Origin of the sequence: Pseudomonas sp. Wu6 (assembly GCF_019891515.1) — a bacterium.
GTDB lineage: Bacteria > Pseudomonadota > Gammaproteobacteria > Pseudomonadales > Pseudomonadaceae > Aquipseudomonas > Aquipseudomonas orientalis_A.
The window spans coordinates 1-17,965 of sequence record NZ_JAFLXH010000046.1 but is presented as its reverse complement, the minus strand read 5'-3'; the positions used below and the strand labels follow the sequence as shown (position 1 = coordinate 17,965).

Sequence of the window (17,965 nt, the reverse complement as noted above, 5' to 3'; positions counted from 1 at the left end):
CCGCCTTTGCCCAGCACACTCCCCCCATCGCTCAATGCACCGGGGGGAAACACCCATCATGGACCCAACACCCAACATCAGCCCCGACGAAGTCGTCACGCTGGTCGTCAAGCACCGGGTCAAGCCCGGCCGTGAAACCGAGTACGAAGCCTGGCTGCGCCGCATCGTGCGCATCGCCGGTGAACGCCCAGGTCACCTTGGGGTTGACGTCGTGCGCAGCCAGCAGAGCGGCATGGCCCTGTTTACCTGCGTACTGCGCTACCGCTCCACCGACGCCCTGGAGTTGTGGCTCGACTCCCCGCAACGCCAGGCCCTGATCGACGAAGCGGCGCCAATGCTGGCCGACGGCGACCAGACTGAAGTCGGCGCCGCCAATGAATTCTGGTTCGCCCCCCAGGCCGACGGCACCGCCAAGCCGCCGCGCTGGAAGCAGGCGGTGGTGAGCCTGTGTGTGATCCTGCCGCAAACCCTGCTCCTGCCGTTTATCTGGGGGCCGATCCTGCGGTTGCACCCGTTTCTGTCCAACTACGTGGTCTCCACCTTCCTGGTCACCCTGACCATCGTGCTGCTGGTGGTTTACCTGCTGATGCCGGCGGCCACTCGCCTGTTCGCTCCCTGGCTTGAAGCCTCTGTAAAGGAAACCCCATGAACGCCGATCTGATTCTGTTCAATGGCCAGTTCCACACCGTGGACCGGGAAAACCCACGCGCCAGCGCGGTCGCCATTCGTGACGGGCGCTTCGTCGCCGTGGGCACCGACGGTGAAGCCATGGCCCTGCGCGGCAGCACCACCGAGGTCATCGACCTCAAGGGCCGTACCGTGATTCCCGGCCTCAACGACTCGCACCTGCACCTGATCCGCGGCGGGCTGAACTACAACCTCGAGTTGCGTTGGGAAGGCGTGCCGTCCCTGGCCGATGCCCTGCGCATGCTCAAGGACCAGGCCGACCGCACCCCCACGCCGCAATGGGTGCGCGTGGTGGGCGGCTGGAACGAATTCCAGTTCGCCGAAAAGCGCATGCCCACCCTTGAAGAACTCAACCAGGCCGCGCCGGACACGCCGGTATTCGTGCTGCACCTGTACGACCGCGCCTTGCTCAACCGTGCGGCGTTGCGCGTGGCCGGTTACACCAAGGACACGCCGAACCCACCGGGCGGCGAGATCGTGCGTGACAGCAACGGCAACCCCACCGGCATGCTGGTGGCGCGGCCCAACGCGATGATTCTGTACTCGACCCTGGCCAAAGGCCCAAAACTGCCGTTGGAGTACCAGGTCAACTCCACCCGCCAGTTCATGCGTGAGCTCAATCGCCTGGGCCTGACCAGCGCCATCGACGCCGGCGGCGGTTTCCAGAACTATCCCGACGACTACGCGGTGATCGAGCAACTGGCCAGGGACCAGCAGTTGACGGTGCGCATCGCCTACAACCTGTTCACCCAGAAGCCCAAGGAAGAGCTCAGCGACTTCAAGCACTGGACCGGCAGCGTCACCCTGCATCAGGGCGATGACTACCTGCGCCACAACGGTGCCGGTGAGATGCTGGTGTTTTCCGCCGCCGACTTCGAAGACTTCCTCGAACCGCGTCCGGACCTGCCGCTGACCATGGAGCAGGAGCTGGAACCGGTGGTGCGCCACCTGGTGGAACAGCGCTGGCCGTTCCGCCTGCATGCTACTTACGACGAATCCATCTCGCGCATGCTCGACGTGTTCGAGAAGGTCAACCGTGACATTCCGTTCAATGGCCTGCCGTGGTTTTTCGACCACGCCGAAACCATCACGCCGAAAAACATCGAGCGCGTGCGTGCCCTCGGCGGCGGTATTGCGATCCAGGACCGCATGGCGTTCCAGGGCGAATACTTCGTTGAGCGCTACGGGGCCAAGGCCGCCGAAGCGACGCCGCCGATCAAGCGCATGCTCGCCGAAGGCGTACCGGTAGGCGCGGGCACCGATGCCACGCGGGTGTCGAGCTACAACCCGTGGACATCGCTGTACTGGATGGTCAGCGGCCGCACCGTCGGTGGCCTGGAGCTGCACGCCGAGGGCCTGCCGCGCCTCACCGCACTGGAGCTGTTTACCCACGGCAGCGCCTGGTTCTCGTCCGAGCAGGGCAAGAAGGGCCAGATCAAGGTCGGTCAACTGGCCGACGTTGCAGCGTTGTCGGCGGATTTTTTCAGCGTCGACGAAGAAGCCATCAAGTGGATCGAGTCGGTACTGACCGTGGTCGGCGGCAAGGTGGTATATGGCGCCGGCGACTTCGACGATTACGCACCGCCACGGGTTCCGGTGCTGCCGGACTGGTCGCCGGTGGTCAAGGTGCCGGGGCACTGGCGGCCGACTTCACCGCTGCAAGCTCAAGTACACCAGTGCAGCGGCCCCTGCGGCGTGCATGCCCACCGCCATGAAAAAGCCCGTTTTTCCAGCGTGCCGGTCAGCGACTTCCAGGGCTTCTGGGGCGCGTTCGGCTGCTCGTGCTTTGCCTTCTAACCAACACCAACGGAGTTAACCCATGACTTACAAGCGCTTGAACAAAGACGACGCGGTTGTCCTGCTGGTCGATCACCAGACCGGCCTGATCTCACTGGTGCAGGATTTCTCCCCCAACGAATTCAAGAACAACGTGCTGGCCCTGGCCGACGTGGCGAAGTTCTTCAACCTGCCGACCATCCTGACCACCAGCTTTGAAGCCGGCCCCAACGGCCCGCTGGTGCCGGAACTCAAGGCACTGTTCCCTGATGCGCCGTACATCGCTCGCCCTGGCCAGATCAACGCCTGGGACAACGAAGATTTCGTCAAGGCCGTCAAGGCCACCGGCCGCAAGCAGATCATCATTGCCGGTGTGGTGACCGATGTGTGCGTCGCGTTCCCGACCCTGTGCGCCCTCGATGAAGGCTTCGAGGTGTTCGTGGTTACTGACGCTTCCGGTACCTTCAACGAAACCGTGCAACAAGCAGCCTGGGCGCGTATGACCGCTGCCGGTGCGCAACTGGTCAACTGGTTCGCCGTGGCCTGCGAGCTGCAGGTTGACTGGCGCAACGACATGGAAGGCCTGGCCAACCTGCTGTCGCCGCGCATCCCCAACTACCGCAACCTGATGAACAGCTACTCGGCGTTCACGGCCAAGTAACCCGGTCTCAAAGCTGTAGATAATCCCTGTGGGAGGGGGCTTGCCCCCGATAGCGGTGCAACAGTCACAGTTGCTGTGTCTGAACCACCGCCATCGGGGGCAAGCCCCCTCCCACATTTGATTGTGTTTCACATTGGGTTTGTGGTGTGGTCACTGACCGGGTATAAAACAGCCCATCGTCCACCGAGAAGCGACAATGAACCCCTTCGAAGACATGCGCCTGTTCTGCCAGGTCATGGAGTCCGGCAGTTTTACTGCGGCCGCCGAGCAGTTGGGCCTGTCCAAGCAGTTCGTCAGCCGCCGCCTGATCCAGCTGGAAGACCGCCTCGGCGTGCGCCTGCTCAATCGCTCCACGCGCCGTCTGGATGTCACGCCGCTGGGGCAGAGCTACTACGAATCGGCCTTGCGCCTGCTCAGTGATGTCGAGCAAGTGGAGCAGGGTATCGCCGGCCAGAACAGTGAACCGCGCGGCACCCTTCGCCTCAGCGCGCCGCTGTCGTTTGCCATGGCGCATTTGGGGTGCCTGCTGCCGTTGTTCCTGCAGCGCTATCCGGAAGTCGCGGTGGAAGTCGACCTCAGCGACCGCCCGGTGGACCTGATCGGTGAAGGCTACGATCTGGTACTGCGCATCGGCACCCTGGAAGATTCCACCTTGATCGCCCGACGTATTGCCAGCATCCCGCGCGTCTACTGCGCCAGCCCCGACTACCTGGCCCTGCGCGGTACGCCGCACAAACCCGATGACCTCGCCGATCACGATTGCCTGCCCTACGGGCACGGTCGCCAGGTGCAATGGCGTTTCAAGGGCAAGCTGCAAGCGCTGCATGTGAGCGGGCGCATGCGCGTCAATAACGGCGATTTGCTGCGCGACGCCGCGATTGCCGGACTGGGCGTGACCTACCTGCCAACCTTTATCGTTGGCGATGCGTTGAAGGACGGCCGCCTGGTCAGCGTACTGGACGCGTTCGCGCCCGAAGCCCTGACCTTGTCGGCGGTGTACCCCCAGCACCGGCAGAGTTCGCGGCCGGTGCAGGCGCTGGTCGAATTCCTGCGCGAACGCCTGGCCGGCGGTTGCTGAGCGACTGCCCGCAGTGTTTAACGGGGCGCCCCAAGATCCGCGCACAGCGGCCTTGGAGCCGACCGATATGCTGTGTCGATCCCGGTCCAAATGTGGGAGGGGCGGTGCGACGATTCGACTTGGCCCCGATGGCGGCCTCTGAGCCGACCAGGATGCTGGATTGGACCGAGTACATATCCGTTTCTGCGGTAACGGCTGCTAATGGTTCCGCTTTTACAGCGGCTCACTTTTGAAAAGCGCAAAAGTAAGCAAAACGCTCTTGCCCCACCACTCGGCACCTCGCTAATGCTCGGTGTGCCCGAACGCAGGCTTGAATCCGTGGGCCGCCGCAATGGGCCATCCCTGGCCCAGTGCGGCTAACCCGGCGTCCTGCCGGGTTACCCACGGATTCAAGCCTGCGTTCGGCCAGCGTGGTTTAACGGGGCGCCTAAGATCAAAAGCAGATCAAGATCAAGAGCGACTCGCTTCGCATCGTGGTTACCGTCGGCTGCTACGGTCTGAAACGTTGTGTAGATACCTATGCCCCGATGGCGGTGCATCAATCACATCATCCGTGACTGACACTTCGCTATCGGGGGCAAGCTCCCTGCGCATTGGTGCGGTTTATTCCGCCCGGTTGTGCTGGATTTGCTGCTTGGCCAACCCCACCACATTTTCCACGGTGAAGCCGAACTTTTCCTGCAACTTCGCCAGCGGTGCCGAGGCGCCAAAGCTGTTCATCACCACTTTGGCCCCGGTCTGTCCGACGTAGCGGTCCCAGCCCAGGGGGCCGGCCTGCTCGACCACCACGCGGGCCTTGACGGTCGGCGGTAAGACGCTGTCGCGGTAGGCCTGGTCCTGGTCTTCAAACAGTTCCCAGCTGGGCATCGACACCACTTGCGCGGCAATGCCTTCGCCGGTGAGTTGTTCATAGGCCGCCACCGCCAGGCTGACTTCACTGCCAGTGGCGAGCAGGATCACGTCGGGCTTGTCCGCACCCGCCAACACATAGGCGCCCTTGGCCGCGCCTGCGGCCGACGCGTAGCGGCTGCGGTCCAGGGTCGGCAGCGGCTGGCGCGACAGCACCAGGCAGCTCGGCCGATGGGTTTGCGCCAGCGCCACCTTCCACAACTCAAGGGTTTCATTCGCATCCCCCGGGCGCAGGGTCAGCAAGCCCGGGGTGGCGCGCAGCTGGGTCAGGTGTTCGATGGGTTGATGCGTCGGGCCGTCTTCGCCCACGCCGATGGAGTCGTGGGTAAACACGAACACCACCGGCAGCTCCATGATCGCCGCGAGCCGGATCGGCGGTTTCATGTAGTCGCTGAACACCAGGAACGTCGAGGTGTACGGCCGCAGGTAGGACAGCGCCAGGCCGTTGGCAATCGCGCCCATGGCGTGCTCGCGTATGCCGAAGTGCAGGTTGCGCCCGCTGTAGTCGTCGGCACTGAAACAGCCTGCGCCGTCGAACGTGAGGTTGGTCTTGGTCGACGGCGACAGATCCGCAGAACCGCCCAGCACCCAGGGAATATTCTGCGCGAAGGCGTTCAGCACCTCGCCGCCGGATGCGCGGCTGGCGACGCCCTTGGCATCGGCCGTAAAGCTCGGCAGGTCGGCCTGCCAGTGCTCGGGCATTTCCCCGGCGCGCATGCGCTGCAGCTCATCGGCGCGTTGCGGGTCGAGGGCGGCCAAGGTCTGGTTCCACTCGGCGAACAGCGGCTCGGCACGCTCAACGAGTGCATCGCGCAACGTTGTGCGCGCTTCATCGGGCACCAGGAAGCTGGCGTCCTCAGGCCAGCCATAGGCGGCCTTGGTCAGGCGAATTTCGTCTTCGCCCAACGGCTCGCCATGGGCGGCGGCGGTGTTGTGTTTGTGCGGCGAGCCGTAGCCGATCACGCTGTCGACCACAATCAGGGTCGGTGCGCCGGTATTGGCCTTGAAGGTTTGAAGCGCCACACTCAATGCCTGCAGATCATTGGCATCGGTGACATGCACGGTGTGCCAGCCATACGCCTGGAAGCGCTTGATCACATCTTCACTGAAGGCCAGCTCGGTGTGACCCTCGATGCTGATGGTGTTGTTGTCGTAGATCCAGCACAGGTTATCGAGCTGCAAATGCCCGGCCATTGACGCCGCTTCGCTGCTGATGCCTTCCATCATGTCGCCATCACCGCACAGGGTGTAGACGTCGTAATCGAACAGCACCTGGCCGTCGCGGTTGAATCGCTTGGCCAGCCAACGCTCGGCCATGGCCATGCCCACGCTGTTGGCGCAACCCTGGCCCAGGGGGCCGGTGGTGGTTTCCACGCCGGTGGTCATGCGGTACTCGGGGTGCCCCGGGGTCTTGGAACTCATCTGGCGGAACTGCTTGATGTCGTCCAGGCTGACCGCCGGCTCGCCGGAACGCTTGCCGTGGGCATCGATCTCCACCACGCCGGCCAGGTGCAGCAGCGAATACAGCAGCATCGACGCATGCCCCACCGACAACACAAAGCGGTCACGGTTGGGCCAGTCGGGATGCTCCGGGTGATAGCGCAGGAAACGACTCCACAGCGTATAACCCACTGGGGCCAGGCCCATCGGCGTACCGGGGTGGCCCGAGTTGGCCTTCTGCACGGCATCCATGGCCAGGGTGCGGATAGTGTTGATACATTGCGTGTCGGCGGCGGTTGCGGTGTGATTCATGAAACCGGTCTCCCTCGAGTGGCGATCTACAGTGGAGGGCAGGGCAGGCCAAAAGGTTTGATCCCATCGCCAGGGTTGCGACGAACGGGGCTGTATCGACTGCAAACATGACAACACCCCGGTCAATGGGCTAGCTTCAAGGGGTAGGCCATTGATCAACTTGTGGAGGTAAGTCATGCCAGTGAAACACGACCTGTATCAGGACTTGGGGTTGAGCAAGGAAGTTGTCCACGAGCGCAGGGCGGGGGACAAACGGCTGGACTCGCTGCTTACGCAATACGACGCTGCCGACGGGGAGGTGCTGAAGGCGGAATCGGCAAGCGCCAGTGATGAGGACGTGGAGAAGTTGAAGAAGAAACGGTTGCTGATCAAAGACGAAATTGTCGCGAAGTTGGGTTAAGCAAAAATCGCTGCCGGTGGACGCTCTGGTTATATCTGCAGCGTTTTATACCGGCAGCTTTTTTATACCAGCAGTGCTCTCACACACGCCTCCACGGAACGCTGCTGCGTTTCGTCATATAACTGCAACTCGTCAATCGTGCTGCGGCCCAGCGCCTTTTCGAACTCGGCTTTGTTTGAATGGGCCGCGTAGTGGCTCTGCGCGGCATCGCCCAGGTTCGACTGGAAGATCCCCGCTGCGCTCACCGGCAGGAAGTCCTCGTACACCAGCGGTTCCACCTCCACGTGCCCTGCGCTGAGCAAGGCCTGCAGCGTGCGCGGTGGGTCGGGCTGGCCGCGGGCTGCGAGGCCTTTTTCGCTGGGGAAATAGCGAAAGTAGGCCAGGCCTAGTTCGCGCATCTGCGTGTGGTTGTCCGGGAATGCCTGGAAGTGTTGCTCCAGCAATTGCTCGTAGCGCGCCGCATTGGCCTCGTTGGGTGCCGCGCCGAGTTCATCGCGGGCGGTATTCAGCAGCTGGTCGTACAGGGCGCGGCCCTTGGGCGTGAGCGCGACGCCGCGTTGTTCGATTTCACCGAAGCGCGCGCTGTGGCTGCCCTGGGCATCGGTAAAGGCAATGGGTTCGTCGAGGGCCTTGAAACTGGTCTGGCGCAGCAGGATCGGGCAATGGCGTCGCGGTGGGCCTTCGATCACGGCTTTGGGGGTGATGCCGTGGGCGGGCATGGCGGCCTGTACCTGATCGATGTCCAGGGTGCGCGGGGTGAGGTGGTTGATGTGCGGGCCCTTGAAGGCCACCACGTCGGCGATCAGGCGATGCTGGTCGCTGAGTTGCCGATACTGTTCGGCCGTGACGGTGGCGCTGTGGTGCCAGCGAAAGGTCTCCAGCGCCTGGCGAATAAAGGCCTCGGCATCCTCGGCATCGAGGCCGCCGTCGGTTTCGGCCTGCTCGATCAACGCCAGGGCGCCTGGGGTGAAGATCGAACGCTTGGCCAGGGCGGTTTCGGCGAAGCTGCGCAGCGCGGGGTTTTCGATCAGCTCCAGGCGCAGCAGCGAGGTGAACACGCGGAACGGGCTGGCTTGCAGTGACTGCTCATGCACGGCGCGAAAGGCGGTGGAATGCACCGGCACGCCCGCCGGTGTCAGGTCGTAGTAGCCCACCGGTTGCATGCCCATCACGGCAAACAGGCGGCTGATGGTCGCCAGTTCGGCGGCGGTGCCCAGGCGGATCGCACCGTGGCGTTCCATGCCCAGGCGCTGGATTTCGCCAGTACGGTGCAGGTGCTCGGCCAGGCCCCGGTCGCTTTCCAGCACGTGGGTATTGGTCTGCGCCACCAGCTCCAGCAGCGCGCCGTACAACGGAACTTCATCCCGGTACATGTCGGACATCGCCTTGGAAAAGCCCTTGCGGATCTCGTCGGGGCTGACATGTGCAGTGGCGTGCATAGAAAAATTCCTGATGGCTGGGATGACAAAAGTGGCCTTGTCCCGATTTTGTTGAGCGCCACGCCGGCTTGCAAACGAAGAATCCTCTGGACTTCATTCTGCAAATGAATGAGATGAGATGAACATGACCACAATCGGGCAAACACACCGGCACCGCCGACCAGGCCCGCCTGAGTCTTCATGTGCATCCGGGCGTCATTGGGTTCTACACTGCTGCTCATCCGGCAGGCGATGGAGCACTCAATGACGGCCACACCCACACACCCGATACTCGACACCCTCGAAGGCCGGCGGCTGGCAACAGAGGATGCCGAACGCTGGCGCGAGTGGGGGCCTTACTTGAGTGAACGCCAATGGGGCACGGTGCGCGAGGACTACAGCGCCGACGGCGACGCCTGGGCCTACTTCCCCCACGAACACGCCCGCAGCCGCGCCTACCGTTGGGGCGAGGACGGCCTGGCCGGTTTCAGCGACAAGGCGCAACGCTGGTGCCTGGGTTTGGCGCTGTGGAACGAGCGTGACAGCATCCTCAAGGAGCGCCTGTTCGGCCTCGACAACGCCGAGGGCAACCACGGAGAAGACGTCAAGGAGCTGTACTTTTTTGTCGACGGCGTGCCCAGCCATGCCTATATGCGCATGCTCTACAAATATCCCCATGCGGCGTTTCCCTACACCGACCTGATCGCCGAAAATGCCCGCCGTGGGCTTGAGGATGCCGAGTACGAAGTGCTCGACACCGGCGTATTCGAAGACAACCGCTACTGTGATGTAACGGTCGAATACGCCAAGCATCAGCCTGACGATATTTTCATGCGCGTCACCGTGCACAACCGCGCGGACCAGCCGACGCGTGTGCAGGTGTTGCCCCAACTGTGGGCGCGCAATGACTGGAGCTGGACCTTTGACGCGCCCAAGCCGCAGTTGCGCCTGGACGGTGAGCGGGTGCTGGCCCGGCATCATGAGCTGACTGACCGTCACCTCAGCGCCTGGGGCCAGGACGGGCTGGAGTGGCTGTTCTGCGAAAACGAAAGCAACGTCCCCAAGCTCGATGGGCAACCGGCGCCGGGGCCGTTCAAGGATGGCATCAACGACTATGTGGTGGGCGGCGCGGACTCGGCAATTCGCCGCGACACGGGCACCAAGGTCGCCGCGCGTTTCAGCCTCGAGCTGGCGGGCCAGGAGAGCAAAACCCTGTACCTGCGGTTTGCGCCGGTGGACGCGCCCGAGGTCAATGCACGCAAGCTGTTCGAGCTGCGCCGCCAAGAGGCGGACGACTTCTACGCCGCCTTGCAGCAAGGCATTGCCGATGCTGACGCGCGCAATGTGCAGCGCCAGGCCCTGGCCGGGTTGCTGTGGTCCAAGCAGCTCTACTACTTTGATGTAAACCAGTGGCTCGACGGCGACCCGGCCCAACCCGCGCCGCCGCCCGAGCGCCTGCATATCCGCAATACCCATTGGCGACACTTGTCCAATTTCGACATTTTGTCCATGCCCGACACCTGGGAATACCCGTGGTACGCGTCCTGGGACCAGGGCTTCCAGGCCGTGGCAATGGCGCTGATTGATCCGGGGTATGCCAAGCAACAGTTATTGTTGCTGGTTAAAGATCGCTTTATGCACCCCAATGGCCAGCTGCCGGCGTATGAATGGCGTTTCGACGACGCCAACCCGCCGGTACACGCCTGGGCCAGTTGGCGCGTGTATCAGCAGGACAAGGCGCTGACCGGCGTGGGCGACATGGACTTTCTCGAGCGGATTTTCCACAAGCTGCTGCTGAATTTTTCCTGGTGGGTCAACCGCAAGGACGCCGAGGGCCGCAACCTGTTCCAGGGCGGCTTCCTGGGCCTGGACAACATCGCCTTGTTCGACCGCTCGGCCACCTTGCCGCCCGGCTACCAGCTGGATCAGGCCGACGGCACCGCGTGGGTCGCAGCGTATGCCCTGGACCTGATGCGCATTGGCCTGGAACTGGCCAAGCGCAATGGGGTGTACGTGGATATCGCGGTGAAGTTCTTTGAGCACTTCCTGTACATCGCCGGCGCGATCAACCGCGTGGACGACAGCGCCGAAGGCTTGTGGGATGAGCAGGACCAGTTCTTCTACGATGTGCTGCACCGCCCGGACGGCCAGAACGAGCCGGTGCGGCTGCGCTCCATCGTCGGCCTGATGCCATTGTTTGCCGTGTTGGTGCTGGAGCAGCGCGAGCACGAAGGGCTGCAAGGCCTGCGTGAGCGACTGCTGGGTTTTATGAAACACCGGCCGGACCTGGCCAAGCTGGTGTCGCGCTGGAACGAACCGGGGCAGGGCAACCGCCTGTTGCTCGCCTTGCTGCGTGGCGAGCGCACCAAGGACCTGCTGCGGCGCATGCTCGATGACCATGAGTTTCTGTCGACGTTTGGCGTGCGCTCGTTATCCAAGGCCTTTGCCGAACAGCCGCTGGCGCTGAAGATGAACGGCGACACCCTGTGCGCGCGCTACCAGCCCGGCGAGTCCGACTCACGCTTGTACGGCGGCAACTCCAATTGGCGCGGGCCGTTGTGGATGCCGGTGAACTACATGCTGATCGAATCGCTGCGCGAGTTTCACCGCTACTATGCGGATAATTTCTCGGTGGAGTACCCCACGGGCAGCGGTTATCTGGCGTCCCTTGAGGAAGTGGCAGACAGCCTCAGCCAGCGCCTCACGCGCTTGTTTCTACGCGATGAAAATGGCCAGCGCCCTTCGATGGCGGGGTATGCGCAATTGGAAGCGGACCCGGCCAGTCGCGATCTGGTGTTGTTCCATGAGTATTTCCACGGCGAAACCGGGCGTGGCCTGGGGGCGTCGCATCAGACGGGGTGGAGTGCGTTGGTGGCGTTGTTGCTCAATGTTCCGCTCAAGGCATCAATCAGGTAGATTTGCCCACCCCCCCAACCTTACATGGATGTAGATCATGCTTAAGTGCGTCACCCTTTCAGGTCCGGCCAGCCGCTTGGGCATCTTGCTGGGCGCCGGTGTATTGGTCTCCTGCCTGTCTGTCGGCAGCGCCAGTGCGGCCTCGATGAGGGCAGCGTGTCTGCGCTGTCAGGATTCAGAAAGCGTCGATGCCTCCAAATGGGTCAAAAACGGTACGTACCGTCTCGAGTCAGTGACACTGTCGCTGGACGACGAAGTACGGGGAGCGGACCCTGATTCGGTGCGCAAGATGACCCGGCTCAAACCTGTGGCCATAAGCGCCGATGCCAATGACGCCCTGGTTGAAGAAGCCATTCGTGCGATGGACATCGTGGGTGAGGACGGGGATGTCGCTGTACTGGAGGCGCAGTGGCCCAACCTGGCCCGTCGTGCGCGTTATGCCTACAGTATTTTCATCACTGAAGATCAGCTGGTGGATTTCTATAATGTGTATGTGCGCGTTGGGCGCAACAAGTATGTGCTGGTGATCGGCCGCGATGTGGAGTCCGGGGAGTTCCAATTGAAGCCGGGGGAGGGGCGTCTCATCAACCGGTACGGTACCGAGGGCAAGCCACGGGATCTGGAACAGTTCAAAAAGGTCGACGCCGCCGCAGGTGGCTGACAGCCGGGCCTGTGCGTTTAAATGAAAAAATCCCGCCTTCAGCGTAAGCCGTTCAGTCAAGCGTATATCGCCCCGTGTAGGAGCGAGCTTGCTCGCGAAAAACGTCAACGATAACGCGTGCGTCCTGAATAAACGCGGCGCCTGTGAGTTTTTCGCGAGCAAGAGCTAGGCGCCCCCCTCGTTCCTACAAAAAGCCTTGACTGAACAACATTACGCCATTGGCGGGATTTTTCGTTTAAGGCGCGTTACAACCTGGGTGATCAGGAAGGGAACAACTCGCTCAGTTTCATCGCCAGCATCATGTCGCCTTCGGTGCGCAGTTTGCCGCCCATGAAGGCCTGCATGCCGTCGGTGGAACCGTCGACGATGCCTTCCAGGGTTTCGCTGTCCATGACCAGGGTCACTTGGGCGTCCGGGTTTTCGCCTTCCTGCAGTTCGCAGGTCTTGTCCTTGACCACCAGCGAGAAATTCTTGGTGTCGTCGATACGGAAACCGAATACCAGGTCCAGGCCTTCGGCAGCGCTTGGGTTGAATTTGGCTTTCATTGCTTCTACAGCTTTGGCTACGTCAGTCATGGTTTCGATCCTTTAGGGTGGAGTCCAGTGACCTTGGGGTCACGGTTGGCCGCAGTTCATCGGAAAGTGATGAGCTGCGGCGCCTTCAACAGCTGCAAGTGGGCATGGCTGTTGAAGGAAGCCAGTACCACCTCGCGACCACGGAATTTCAGCTGGTTGAGCGAGGTGTTAACAATTTGCCAGTTCAGTTCGAACGCCTGGGCGACCGGCATTCGGGTAATCAGGTGGAGCAGGGCGGTGATGGTGCCGCCGGAAGTGAACACGGCGATTTTGTCGCTGTTGTCGGCCGCTTCCAGAATGCGTTGCAGGCCACCCTGCACACGCTCCACGAAACCCAGCCAGCTTTCCAGCCCCGGTGGATCGTAGGTGCCGGCCAGCCAGCGCTCGATGATCAGGGCGAAGATGCGCTGGAATTCGCTGCGGTTCTGCGCGCCATTGCGCAGGATGTGCACGGCGTCGGGTTCCGCGCCAAGCAGGTCGGGGAGCAGGCCGCGAATGATCGCCTCGCCGTCAAATTCATTAAATGCGCTGTCGATTTCCAGGGGCGGAACCGGCAGGCCGAGGGCGCGGTATTGATCGAACGTGGCGGTGGCGGTGTGCTGCTGGCGGCGCAGGTCGCCCGACAGGCAGCGATCGAACGTCAGCCCCAGCTCTGCCAGGTGGCGACCGAGTACCTGGGCCTGTTCCACGCCGACGGGCGACAGGACGTCATAGTCGTCTGCACCGAAGGAGGCCTGGCCATGTCGAATCAGATAGATGCTGCCCACGTCCGTTTTCCCGGTACGTTGAAAGTCTGGCGAGGTTATGAGGATGCCCGCGAGCTGTCAATGAAAAAACATACGCTTGTTTTAAAAGTCCGTTAGAGGTGCGCTGCTGGCGGTCTGGGCACTGGTCCGCAGGCATTGGCGCCGGTATGCTGGGCCATCCGCGCCTGGCGCAGTGCATTCTTAAGGAGACATATGGATTTTTTGGCCGAATACGCGAGCTTTCTGGCGAAGACCGTCACCCTGGTGGTCGCTATTCTGGTGGTGTTGATCAGCTTCGCGGCCCTGCGCAGCAAAGGGCGTCGTAAAGCCGCCGGCCAATTGCAGGTCAGCAAGCTGAACGATTTCTACAAGGGCCTGCGCGAGCGCCTCGAATCGTCGTTGCTCGACAAGGACCAGCTCAAGGCTCTGCGCAAATCCGAAAGCAAAGCCGAGAAAAAGCAGGGCAAGAACAAGCCTGAGGCCAAGCCGCGGGTGTTCGTGCTGGATTTCGACGGTGACATCAAGGCCTCGGCCACTGAAAGCCTGCGCCATGAAATCACCGCATTGCTGAGCCTGGCCACGCCAAAAGACGAAGTGGTGCTGCGCCTGGAAAGCGGCGGCGGCATGGTGCACAGCTACGGCCTGGCGTCGTCGCAACTGGCGCGTATCCGCCAGGCGGGCGTGCCGTTGACCGTGTGCATCGACAAGGTCGCGGCCAGCGGCGGCTACATGATGGCGTGCATCGGCGAGAAGATCATCAGCGCACCCTTTGCCATCCTCGGCTCCATCGGCGTGGTGGCGCAGTTGCCCAACGTCAACCGCCTGCTGAAAAAGCACGACATCGACTTTGAAGTGCTGACCGCCGGCGAATACAAACGCACCCTGACGGTGTTTGGCGAAAACACCGAGAAGGGCCGCGAAAAGTTCCAGGAAGACCTGGACATCACCCATCAGTTGTTCAAGAACTTTGTGTCGCGCTATCGCCCGCAGCTGGCCATCGATGACGTCGCGACCGGAGAAGTGTGGCTGGGTGTTGCAGCGCTCGATAAACAACTGGTCGACGAACTGCAAACCAGCGACGAATACCTGGCGACCAAGGCCAAGACGGCCGAGGTGTTCCACCTGCACTATGCCGAGCGTAAAAGCCTGCAGGAGCGTGTAGGGCTGGCGGCCAGTGGTTCGGTGGATCGGGTGTTGCTGACCTGGTGGAGCCGGCTGACCCAGCAGCGGTTCTGGTAAAGGCTGCTCCATGGGGGCGGGCCCTCAGTCCGCTTGTATGCGTGCGCCACCGGAACCGGTGGCCGCTGTGAGTACCGACGTTCGAATGATGGCTGGAATACCTACCAGGCTTCCTTAAGGTGCTGACGTGAAGCGTGATACCCGTCTTGTGATGCTTTTGCTGTTGGTCATCGGCTGTTCCCTGACTTCGTTGACGATCTGGAAAGTCCTGTCTTCCCGTGAGCGGGCGCTGGCGGAAGTGGACGTGCATGGCTTGAACCTGACCCAGGCGCTCAACACCTACACCGAAGGCATCGTGCGGCAAAGCGCGCTGCTGCTGCTGGGGCTGGTCGAGCGCCTGGAAACCGAAGGCAGTGGCCCGGCGCAGATCGAGCGCATCAACGCGTTGATCCGTCGACAACAGCCGCTGATGCCGCAACTGAGCGGCATCACCATCTACGACCAGCAGGGCGGTTGGCTGATGTCCTCCAATCGCTTGATTGCGGCGGGTGCCAACAGCGGCACGCGTGCCTATTTCATCCATCATCGCGAAGACCCGAGCCGTGAGCCGTTCATCGGCCCGCCGATTCAGAGCCATACCAACCGAGAGTGGGTAGTGACCATCAGCCGCCGCTTCGATGACGCGGCCGGCCACTTCGCCGGGGTGGTCGCCGTGACCCTGGGGGTGGAAAACTTTCTGCGGGTATTCGGCAAACTCGACATCGGCCAGGAAGGCGCCATCGGTTTGTCTTATACCGACGGCACCCTGCTGGTGCGCTACCCCTTCCGCGAGCAGGACATGGGCCGCAACTTTTCCAAGTCGCCCATCTATTCCCAGTATCTGATCGACCGCTCCGTCGGCACCGCGTCGTACACCTCCAGCCTGGATGGCGTAGAGCGCCTCTATGCCTTCCGCAAAAGCGAAAGCCTGCCATTGATTACCACTGTTGCCCTGGGCAAGCATGAGTCGCTGGCGGCCTGGCGTATCGAAGCTGCGTTGTCGGCGGTGGTGGTGGCGGGGCTGCTTGGGCTGACGGGTTTGATCGGCTGGTTCCTGATCCTCGATATCCGCCGGCGAACCCAGGTGGAAGAGGCGCTGCGTATCGCCCAGCAACAGCTGCTGGAGTCCAACCGGCAGCTTGAATTACTGGCGATGAAGGACGCGCTGACCGGCCTGGCCAACCGTCGCTGCTTCGATGAGACCTTGGCCTTGGAAGCGCGTCGGGCGCAACGCGACGGCACGACATTGGCCTTGCTGATGATCGATATCGACTATTTCAAGCGCTACAACGATGCCCTCGGTCACGTCGCCGGCGATGCCTGCCTGCAGCGGGTCAGCGCCTTGTTGGAGACCTGCGTGCGGCGCCCCTCGGATCTGGTGGCGCGTTACGGCGGAGAGGAATTAGCCATCATCATGCCCGCGACCGACAGCGATGGCGCGGTGGTGGTGGCGCAACAGATCATTGATCGGCTGCAGCGGGAAAACATCGAGCATCCGGGCAGCCCGTTGGGGCGCGTGAGCGTGAGTGTCGGCGTGGCGGCGGCAGCCAGTGCGGAACTGGAGCCTGTGCTCGGCTTCATCGAGGCCGCCGACAAGGCGCTTTATGGCGCGAAGTCGGCGGGGCGCAACGGTTTTGCGCTGAGTTGAGCACGCCAAGGGCTGAAAAAGCCAACGCAACGGTCATCTGATTTTCCTGAAATTGCTCTGAACTATCGTGCTCGGATAGCCCTCGCAACACTATCCATACACAGGAGGGAATCCGATGACCCACTACCCAACACCACCCTTCAAGCCACAGCAGCAGCCCGTTCCCGGCGACCAGCGCAAGATGGAGCCAATGCCTGATTGCGGTGAGCAAAGCTACAAAGGCTCGGGCCGCATGGCCAACAAGATTGCCCTGGTCACCGGCGCCGACAGCGGTATCGGGCGTGCGGTGGCCATTGCCTTTGCCCGCGAAGGTGCCGACGTTGCGGTGTCGTATCTGGATGAACACGAGGATGCGAAAGAGACCGCGCGCTGGGTCGAAGCGGCGGGGCGCCAGTGCCTGTTGTTGCCCGGCGACCTGGGCGAGGCCGCGCAGTGCAGCGCCATCGTCAATGACACGGTCAAGCAGTTCGGACGTATCGACGTGCTGGTCAACAACGCCGCGTTCCAGATGACCTACAAATCGCTGGAAGACATCCCCGACGAAGACTGGGTAAAAACCTTCAACATCAACATCACCGCGATGTTCCGGATCTGCAAGGCGGCGCTGCCGCACATGGCCAAGGGCAGTTCGATCATCAACACCACCTCGGTCAATTCCGACATGCCCAATCCGTCACTGCTGCCTTATGCGGCGACCAAGGGCGCGATCGCCAACTTCACCGCAGGCCTGGCGCAGATGCTGGGCGAGCGCGGCATTCGCGTGAACAGCGTGGCGCCGGGGCCGATCTGGACGCCGTTGATCGTGTCCACGATGACCGACGACATGGTGAAGGAGTTTGGCAGCAACACACCGCTGGGTCGGCCAGGCCAGCCGGTGGAGGTTGCACCGATCTATGTGCTGCTGGCGTCCGATGAGGGCAGTTATATCTCTGGCGAGCGCTATGGCGTGACCGGGGGCAAGCCGATTCTCTAAGGAAGTTGGAAACACTGCAGGCCTCAATGTGGGAGGGGGCTTGCTCCCGATAGCGGTGTATCAGTCAAATTTTTATAACTGACAGATCGCCATCGGGGGCAAGCCCCCTCCCACAGTGGATATTCGGTGCTTTCGGATTATTGGTTTACTTCATCTTCGTGCGGTGAATACGCGACTCAGGCGGGGGCTGCTGAAGATGCCGAGCACTGTGCAAGTCTAAAATGTGGGAGGGGTCTTGCCCCTGATAGCGGTGTATCAGTCAAATTTTTATAACTGACAGATCGCCATCGGGGGCAAGCCCCCTCCCACAGTGGATATTCAGTGCTTTCGGATTATTGGTTTACTTCATCTTCGTGCGGTGAATACGCGACTCAGGCGGGGGCTGCTGAAGATGCCGAGAACTGTGCAAGTCTAAAATGTGGGAGGGGGCTTGCCCCTGAGGTGGTCAACTTTTTCCGGACACCTCAATCGGTGTTTTCAGGCTGTTTGCCGCTCGTACTGATTGGGCGGCAAATAGTCTAACGATGAATGCATTCGTCGTTCATTG

At 61.9% G+C, this 17,965-nt stretch carries 14 protein-coding genes; 10 read left to right on the top strand and 4 right to left on the bottom strand.

Going from position 1 to position 17,965, the window contains the following annotated elements; genetic code table 11:
* Positions 1 to 58: 58 nt before the first annotated feature.
* The 4 genes from J1G34_RS24010 (at position 59) to J1G34_RS23995 (ending at position 4,202) form a co-directional block, all read left to right on the top strand.
* Positions 59 to 649, top strand: coding sequence for an antibiotic biosynthesis monooxygenase (locus J1G34_RS24010; RefSeq protein WP_222994723.1), 591 nt, complete (start codon positions 59 to 61; stop codon positions 647 to 649).
* Positions 646 to 2,484, top strand: coding sequence for an amidohydrolase (locus tag J1G34_RS24005; protein WP_065895590.1), 1,839 nt, complete (start codon positions 646 to 648; stop codon positions 2,482 to 2,484). Before J1G34_RS24010 ends, J1G34_RS24005 begins: the two co-directional genes overlap by 4 nt.
* A gap of 22 nt (positions 2,485 to 2,506) precedes the next feature.
* Positions 2,507 to 3,124: an isochorismate family cysteine hydrolase YcaC gene (gene ycaC, locus J1G34_RS24000; RefSeq protein ID WP_065888317.1), complete on the top strand. Its 618-nt coding sequence runs from the start codon at positions 2,507 to 2,509 to the stop codon at positions 3,122 to 3,124.
* 196 nt (positions 3,125 to 3,320) lie between these two features.
* Positions 3,321 to 4,202 carry a LysR family transcriptional regulator gene (locus tag J1G34_RS23995; RefSeq protein WP_065895591.1) on the top strand — a complete coding sequence of 294 codons (882 nt, stop codon included), beginning with the start codon at positions 3,321 to 3,323 and terminating at the stop codon, positions 4,200 to 4,202.
* A gap of 603 nt (positions 4,203 to 4,805) precedes the next feature.
* Here the strand turns inward: J1G34_RS23995 and tkt are convergent.
* A complete protein-coding gene (tkt, locus tag J1G34_RS23990; RefSeq protein WP_222994722.1) occupies positions 4,806 to 6,863 on the bottom strand; it encodes a transketolase in 2,058 nt (685 codons plus the stop codon).
* Positions 6,864 to 7,038: 175 nt separating this feature from the next.
* Here tkt and J1G34_RS23985 point away from each other — a divergent pair, with 175 nt between their 5' ends.
* Entirely contained in the window at positions 7,039 to 7,263 is a 225-nt protein-coding gene (locus J1G34_RS23985; protein WP_065888320.1) for a DUF465 domain-containing protein, read from the top strand.
* A 62-nt stretch (positions 7,264 to 7,325) separates the two neighbouring features.
* On the opposite strand, the gene hglS is transcribed toward J1G34_RS23985, so the two are convergent.
* Positions 7,326 to 8,702, bottom strand: a complete 1,377-nt coding sequence (gene hglS / locus J1G34_RS23980; RefSeq protein WP_065896157.1) for a 2-oxoadipate dioxygenase/decarboxylase HglS — start codon at positions 8,700 to 8,702, stop codon at positions 7,326 to 7,328.
* A gap of 243 nt (positions 8,703 to 8,945) precedes the next feature.
* Here hglS and J1G34_RS23975 point away from each other — a divergent pair, with 243 nt between their 5' ends.
* Together J1G34_RS23975 and J1G34_RS23970 are read left to right on the top strand one after the other, a co-directional pair.
* Positions 8,946 to 11,597, top strand: coding sequence for an MGH1-like glycoside hydrolase domain-containing protein (locus tag J1G34_RS23975; protein ID WP_222994721.1), 2,652 nt, complete (start codon positions 8,946 to 8,948; stop codon positions 11,595 to 11,597).
* A gap of 37 nt (positions 11,598 to 11,634) precedes the next feature.
* Entirely contained in the window at positions 11,635 to 12,258 is a 624-nt protein-coding gene (locus J1G34_RS23970; protein ID WP_222994720.1) for a hypothetical protein, read from the top strand.
* 260 nt (positions 12,259 to 12,518) lie between these two features.
* On the opposite strand, the gene J1G34_RS23965 is transcribed toward J1G34_RS23970, so the two are convergent.
* Together J1G34_RS23965 and J1G34_RS23960 are read right to left on the bottom strand one after the other, a co-directional pair.
* Positions 12,519 to 12,833, bottom strand: coding sequence for an SCP2 sterol-binding domain-containing protein (locus J1G34_RS23965; protein ID WP_005788868.1), 315 nt, complete (start codon positions 12,831 to 12,833; stop codon positions 12,519 to 12,521).
* A 56-nt stretch (positions 12,834 to 12,889) separates the two neighbouring features.
* Complete coding sequence (locus J1G34_RS23960; protein ID WP_065896155.1) at positions 12,890 to 13,600, bottom strand: histidine phosphatase family protein; 711 nt, start codon at positions 13,598 to 13,600, stop codon at positions 12,890 to 12,892.
* 192 nt (positions 13,601 to 13,792) lie between these two features.
* On the opposite strand from J1G34_RS23960, the gene sohB reads away from it, so the two are divergent.
* From sohB to J1G34_RS23945, 3 genes are all read left to right on the top strand, one after another.
* Complete coding sequence (gene sohB, locus J1G34_RS23955; protein ID WP_065888325.1) at positions 13,793 to 14,818, top strand: protease SohB; 1,026 nt, start codon at positions 13,793 to 13,795, stop codon at positions 14,816 to 14,818.
* A gap of 127 nt (positions 14,819 to 14,945) precedes the next feature.
* The gene (locus J1G34_RS23950) at positions 14,946 to 16,445 is read left to right on the top strand and encodes a sensor domain-containing diguanylate cyclase (RefSeq protein ID WP_222994719.1); all 1,500 of its coding nucleotides are present in this window, start codon (positions 14,946 to 14,948) and stop codon (positions 16,443 to 16,445) included.
* A 115-nt stretch (positions 16,446 to 16,560) separates the two neighbouring features.
* Entirely contained in the window at positions 16,561 to 17,418 is an 858-nt protein-coding gene (locus J1G34_RS23945) for an SDR family oxidoreductase (RefSeq protein ID WP_065895598.1), read from the top strand.
* The last annotated feature ends 547 nt before the right edge of the window (positions 17,419 to 17,965 follow it).

Excerpts from the sequence above, each read along its gene's own strand:
- J1G34_RS23945 (WP_065895598.1), top strand. The coding sequence starts at position 16,561 with ATGACCCACTACCCAACACCACCCTTCAAGCCACAGCAGCAGCCCGTT.
- tkt (WP_222994722.1), bottom strand. The coding sequence starts at position 6,863 with ATGAATCACACCGCAACCGCCGCCGACACGCAATGTATCAACACTATC.
- J1G34_RS23970 (WP_222994720.1), top strand. The coding sequence starts at position 11,635 with ATGCTTAAGTGCGTCACCCTTTCAGGTCCGGCCAGCCGCTTGGGCATC.
- J1G34_RS23995 (WP_065895591.1), top strand. The coding sequence starts at position 3,321 with ATGAACCCCTTCGAAGACATGCGCCTGTTCTGCCAGGTCATGGAGTCC.
- ycaC (WP_065888317.1), top strand. The coding sequence starts at position 2,507 with ATGACTTACAAGCGCTTGAACAAAGACGACGCGGTTGTCCTGCTGGTC.
- sohB (WP_065888325.1), top strand. The coding sequence starts at position 13,793 with ATGGATTTTTTGGCCGAATACGCGAGCTTTCTGGCGAAGACCGTCACC.
- J1G34_RS24010 (WP_222994723.1), top strand. The coding sequence starts at position 59 with ATGGACCCAACACCCAACATCAGCCCCGACGAAGTCGTCACGCTGGTC.
- J1G34_RS24005 (WP_065895590.1), top strand. The coding sequence starts at position 646 with ATGAACGCCGATCTGATTCTGTTCAATGGCCAGTTCCACACCGTGGAC.
- J1G34_RS23985 (WP_065888320.1), top strand. The coding sequence starts at position 7,039 with ATGCCAGTGAAACACGACCTGTATCAGGACTTGGGGTTGAGCAAGGAA.
- J1G34_RS23975 (WP_222994721.1), top strand. The coding sequence starts at position 8,946 with ATGACGGCCACACCCACACACCCGATACTCGACACCCTCGAAGGCCGG.
- J1G34_RS23965 (WP_005788868.1), bottom strand. The coding sequence starts at position 12,833 with ATGACTGACGTAGCCAAAGCTGTAGAAGCAATGAAAGCCAAATTCAAC.
- hglS (WP_065896157.1), bottom strand. The coding sequence starts at position 8,702 with ATGCACGCCACTGCACATGTCAGCCCCGACGAGATCCGCAAGGGCTTT.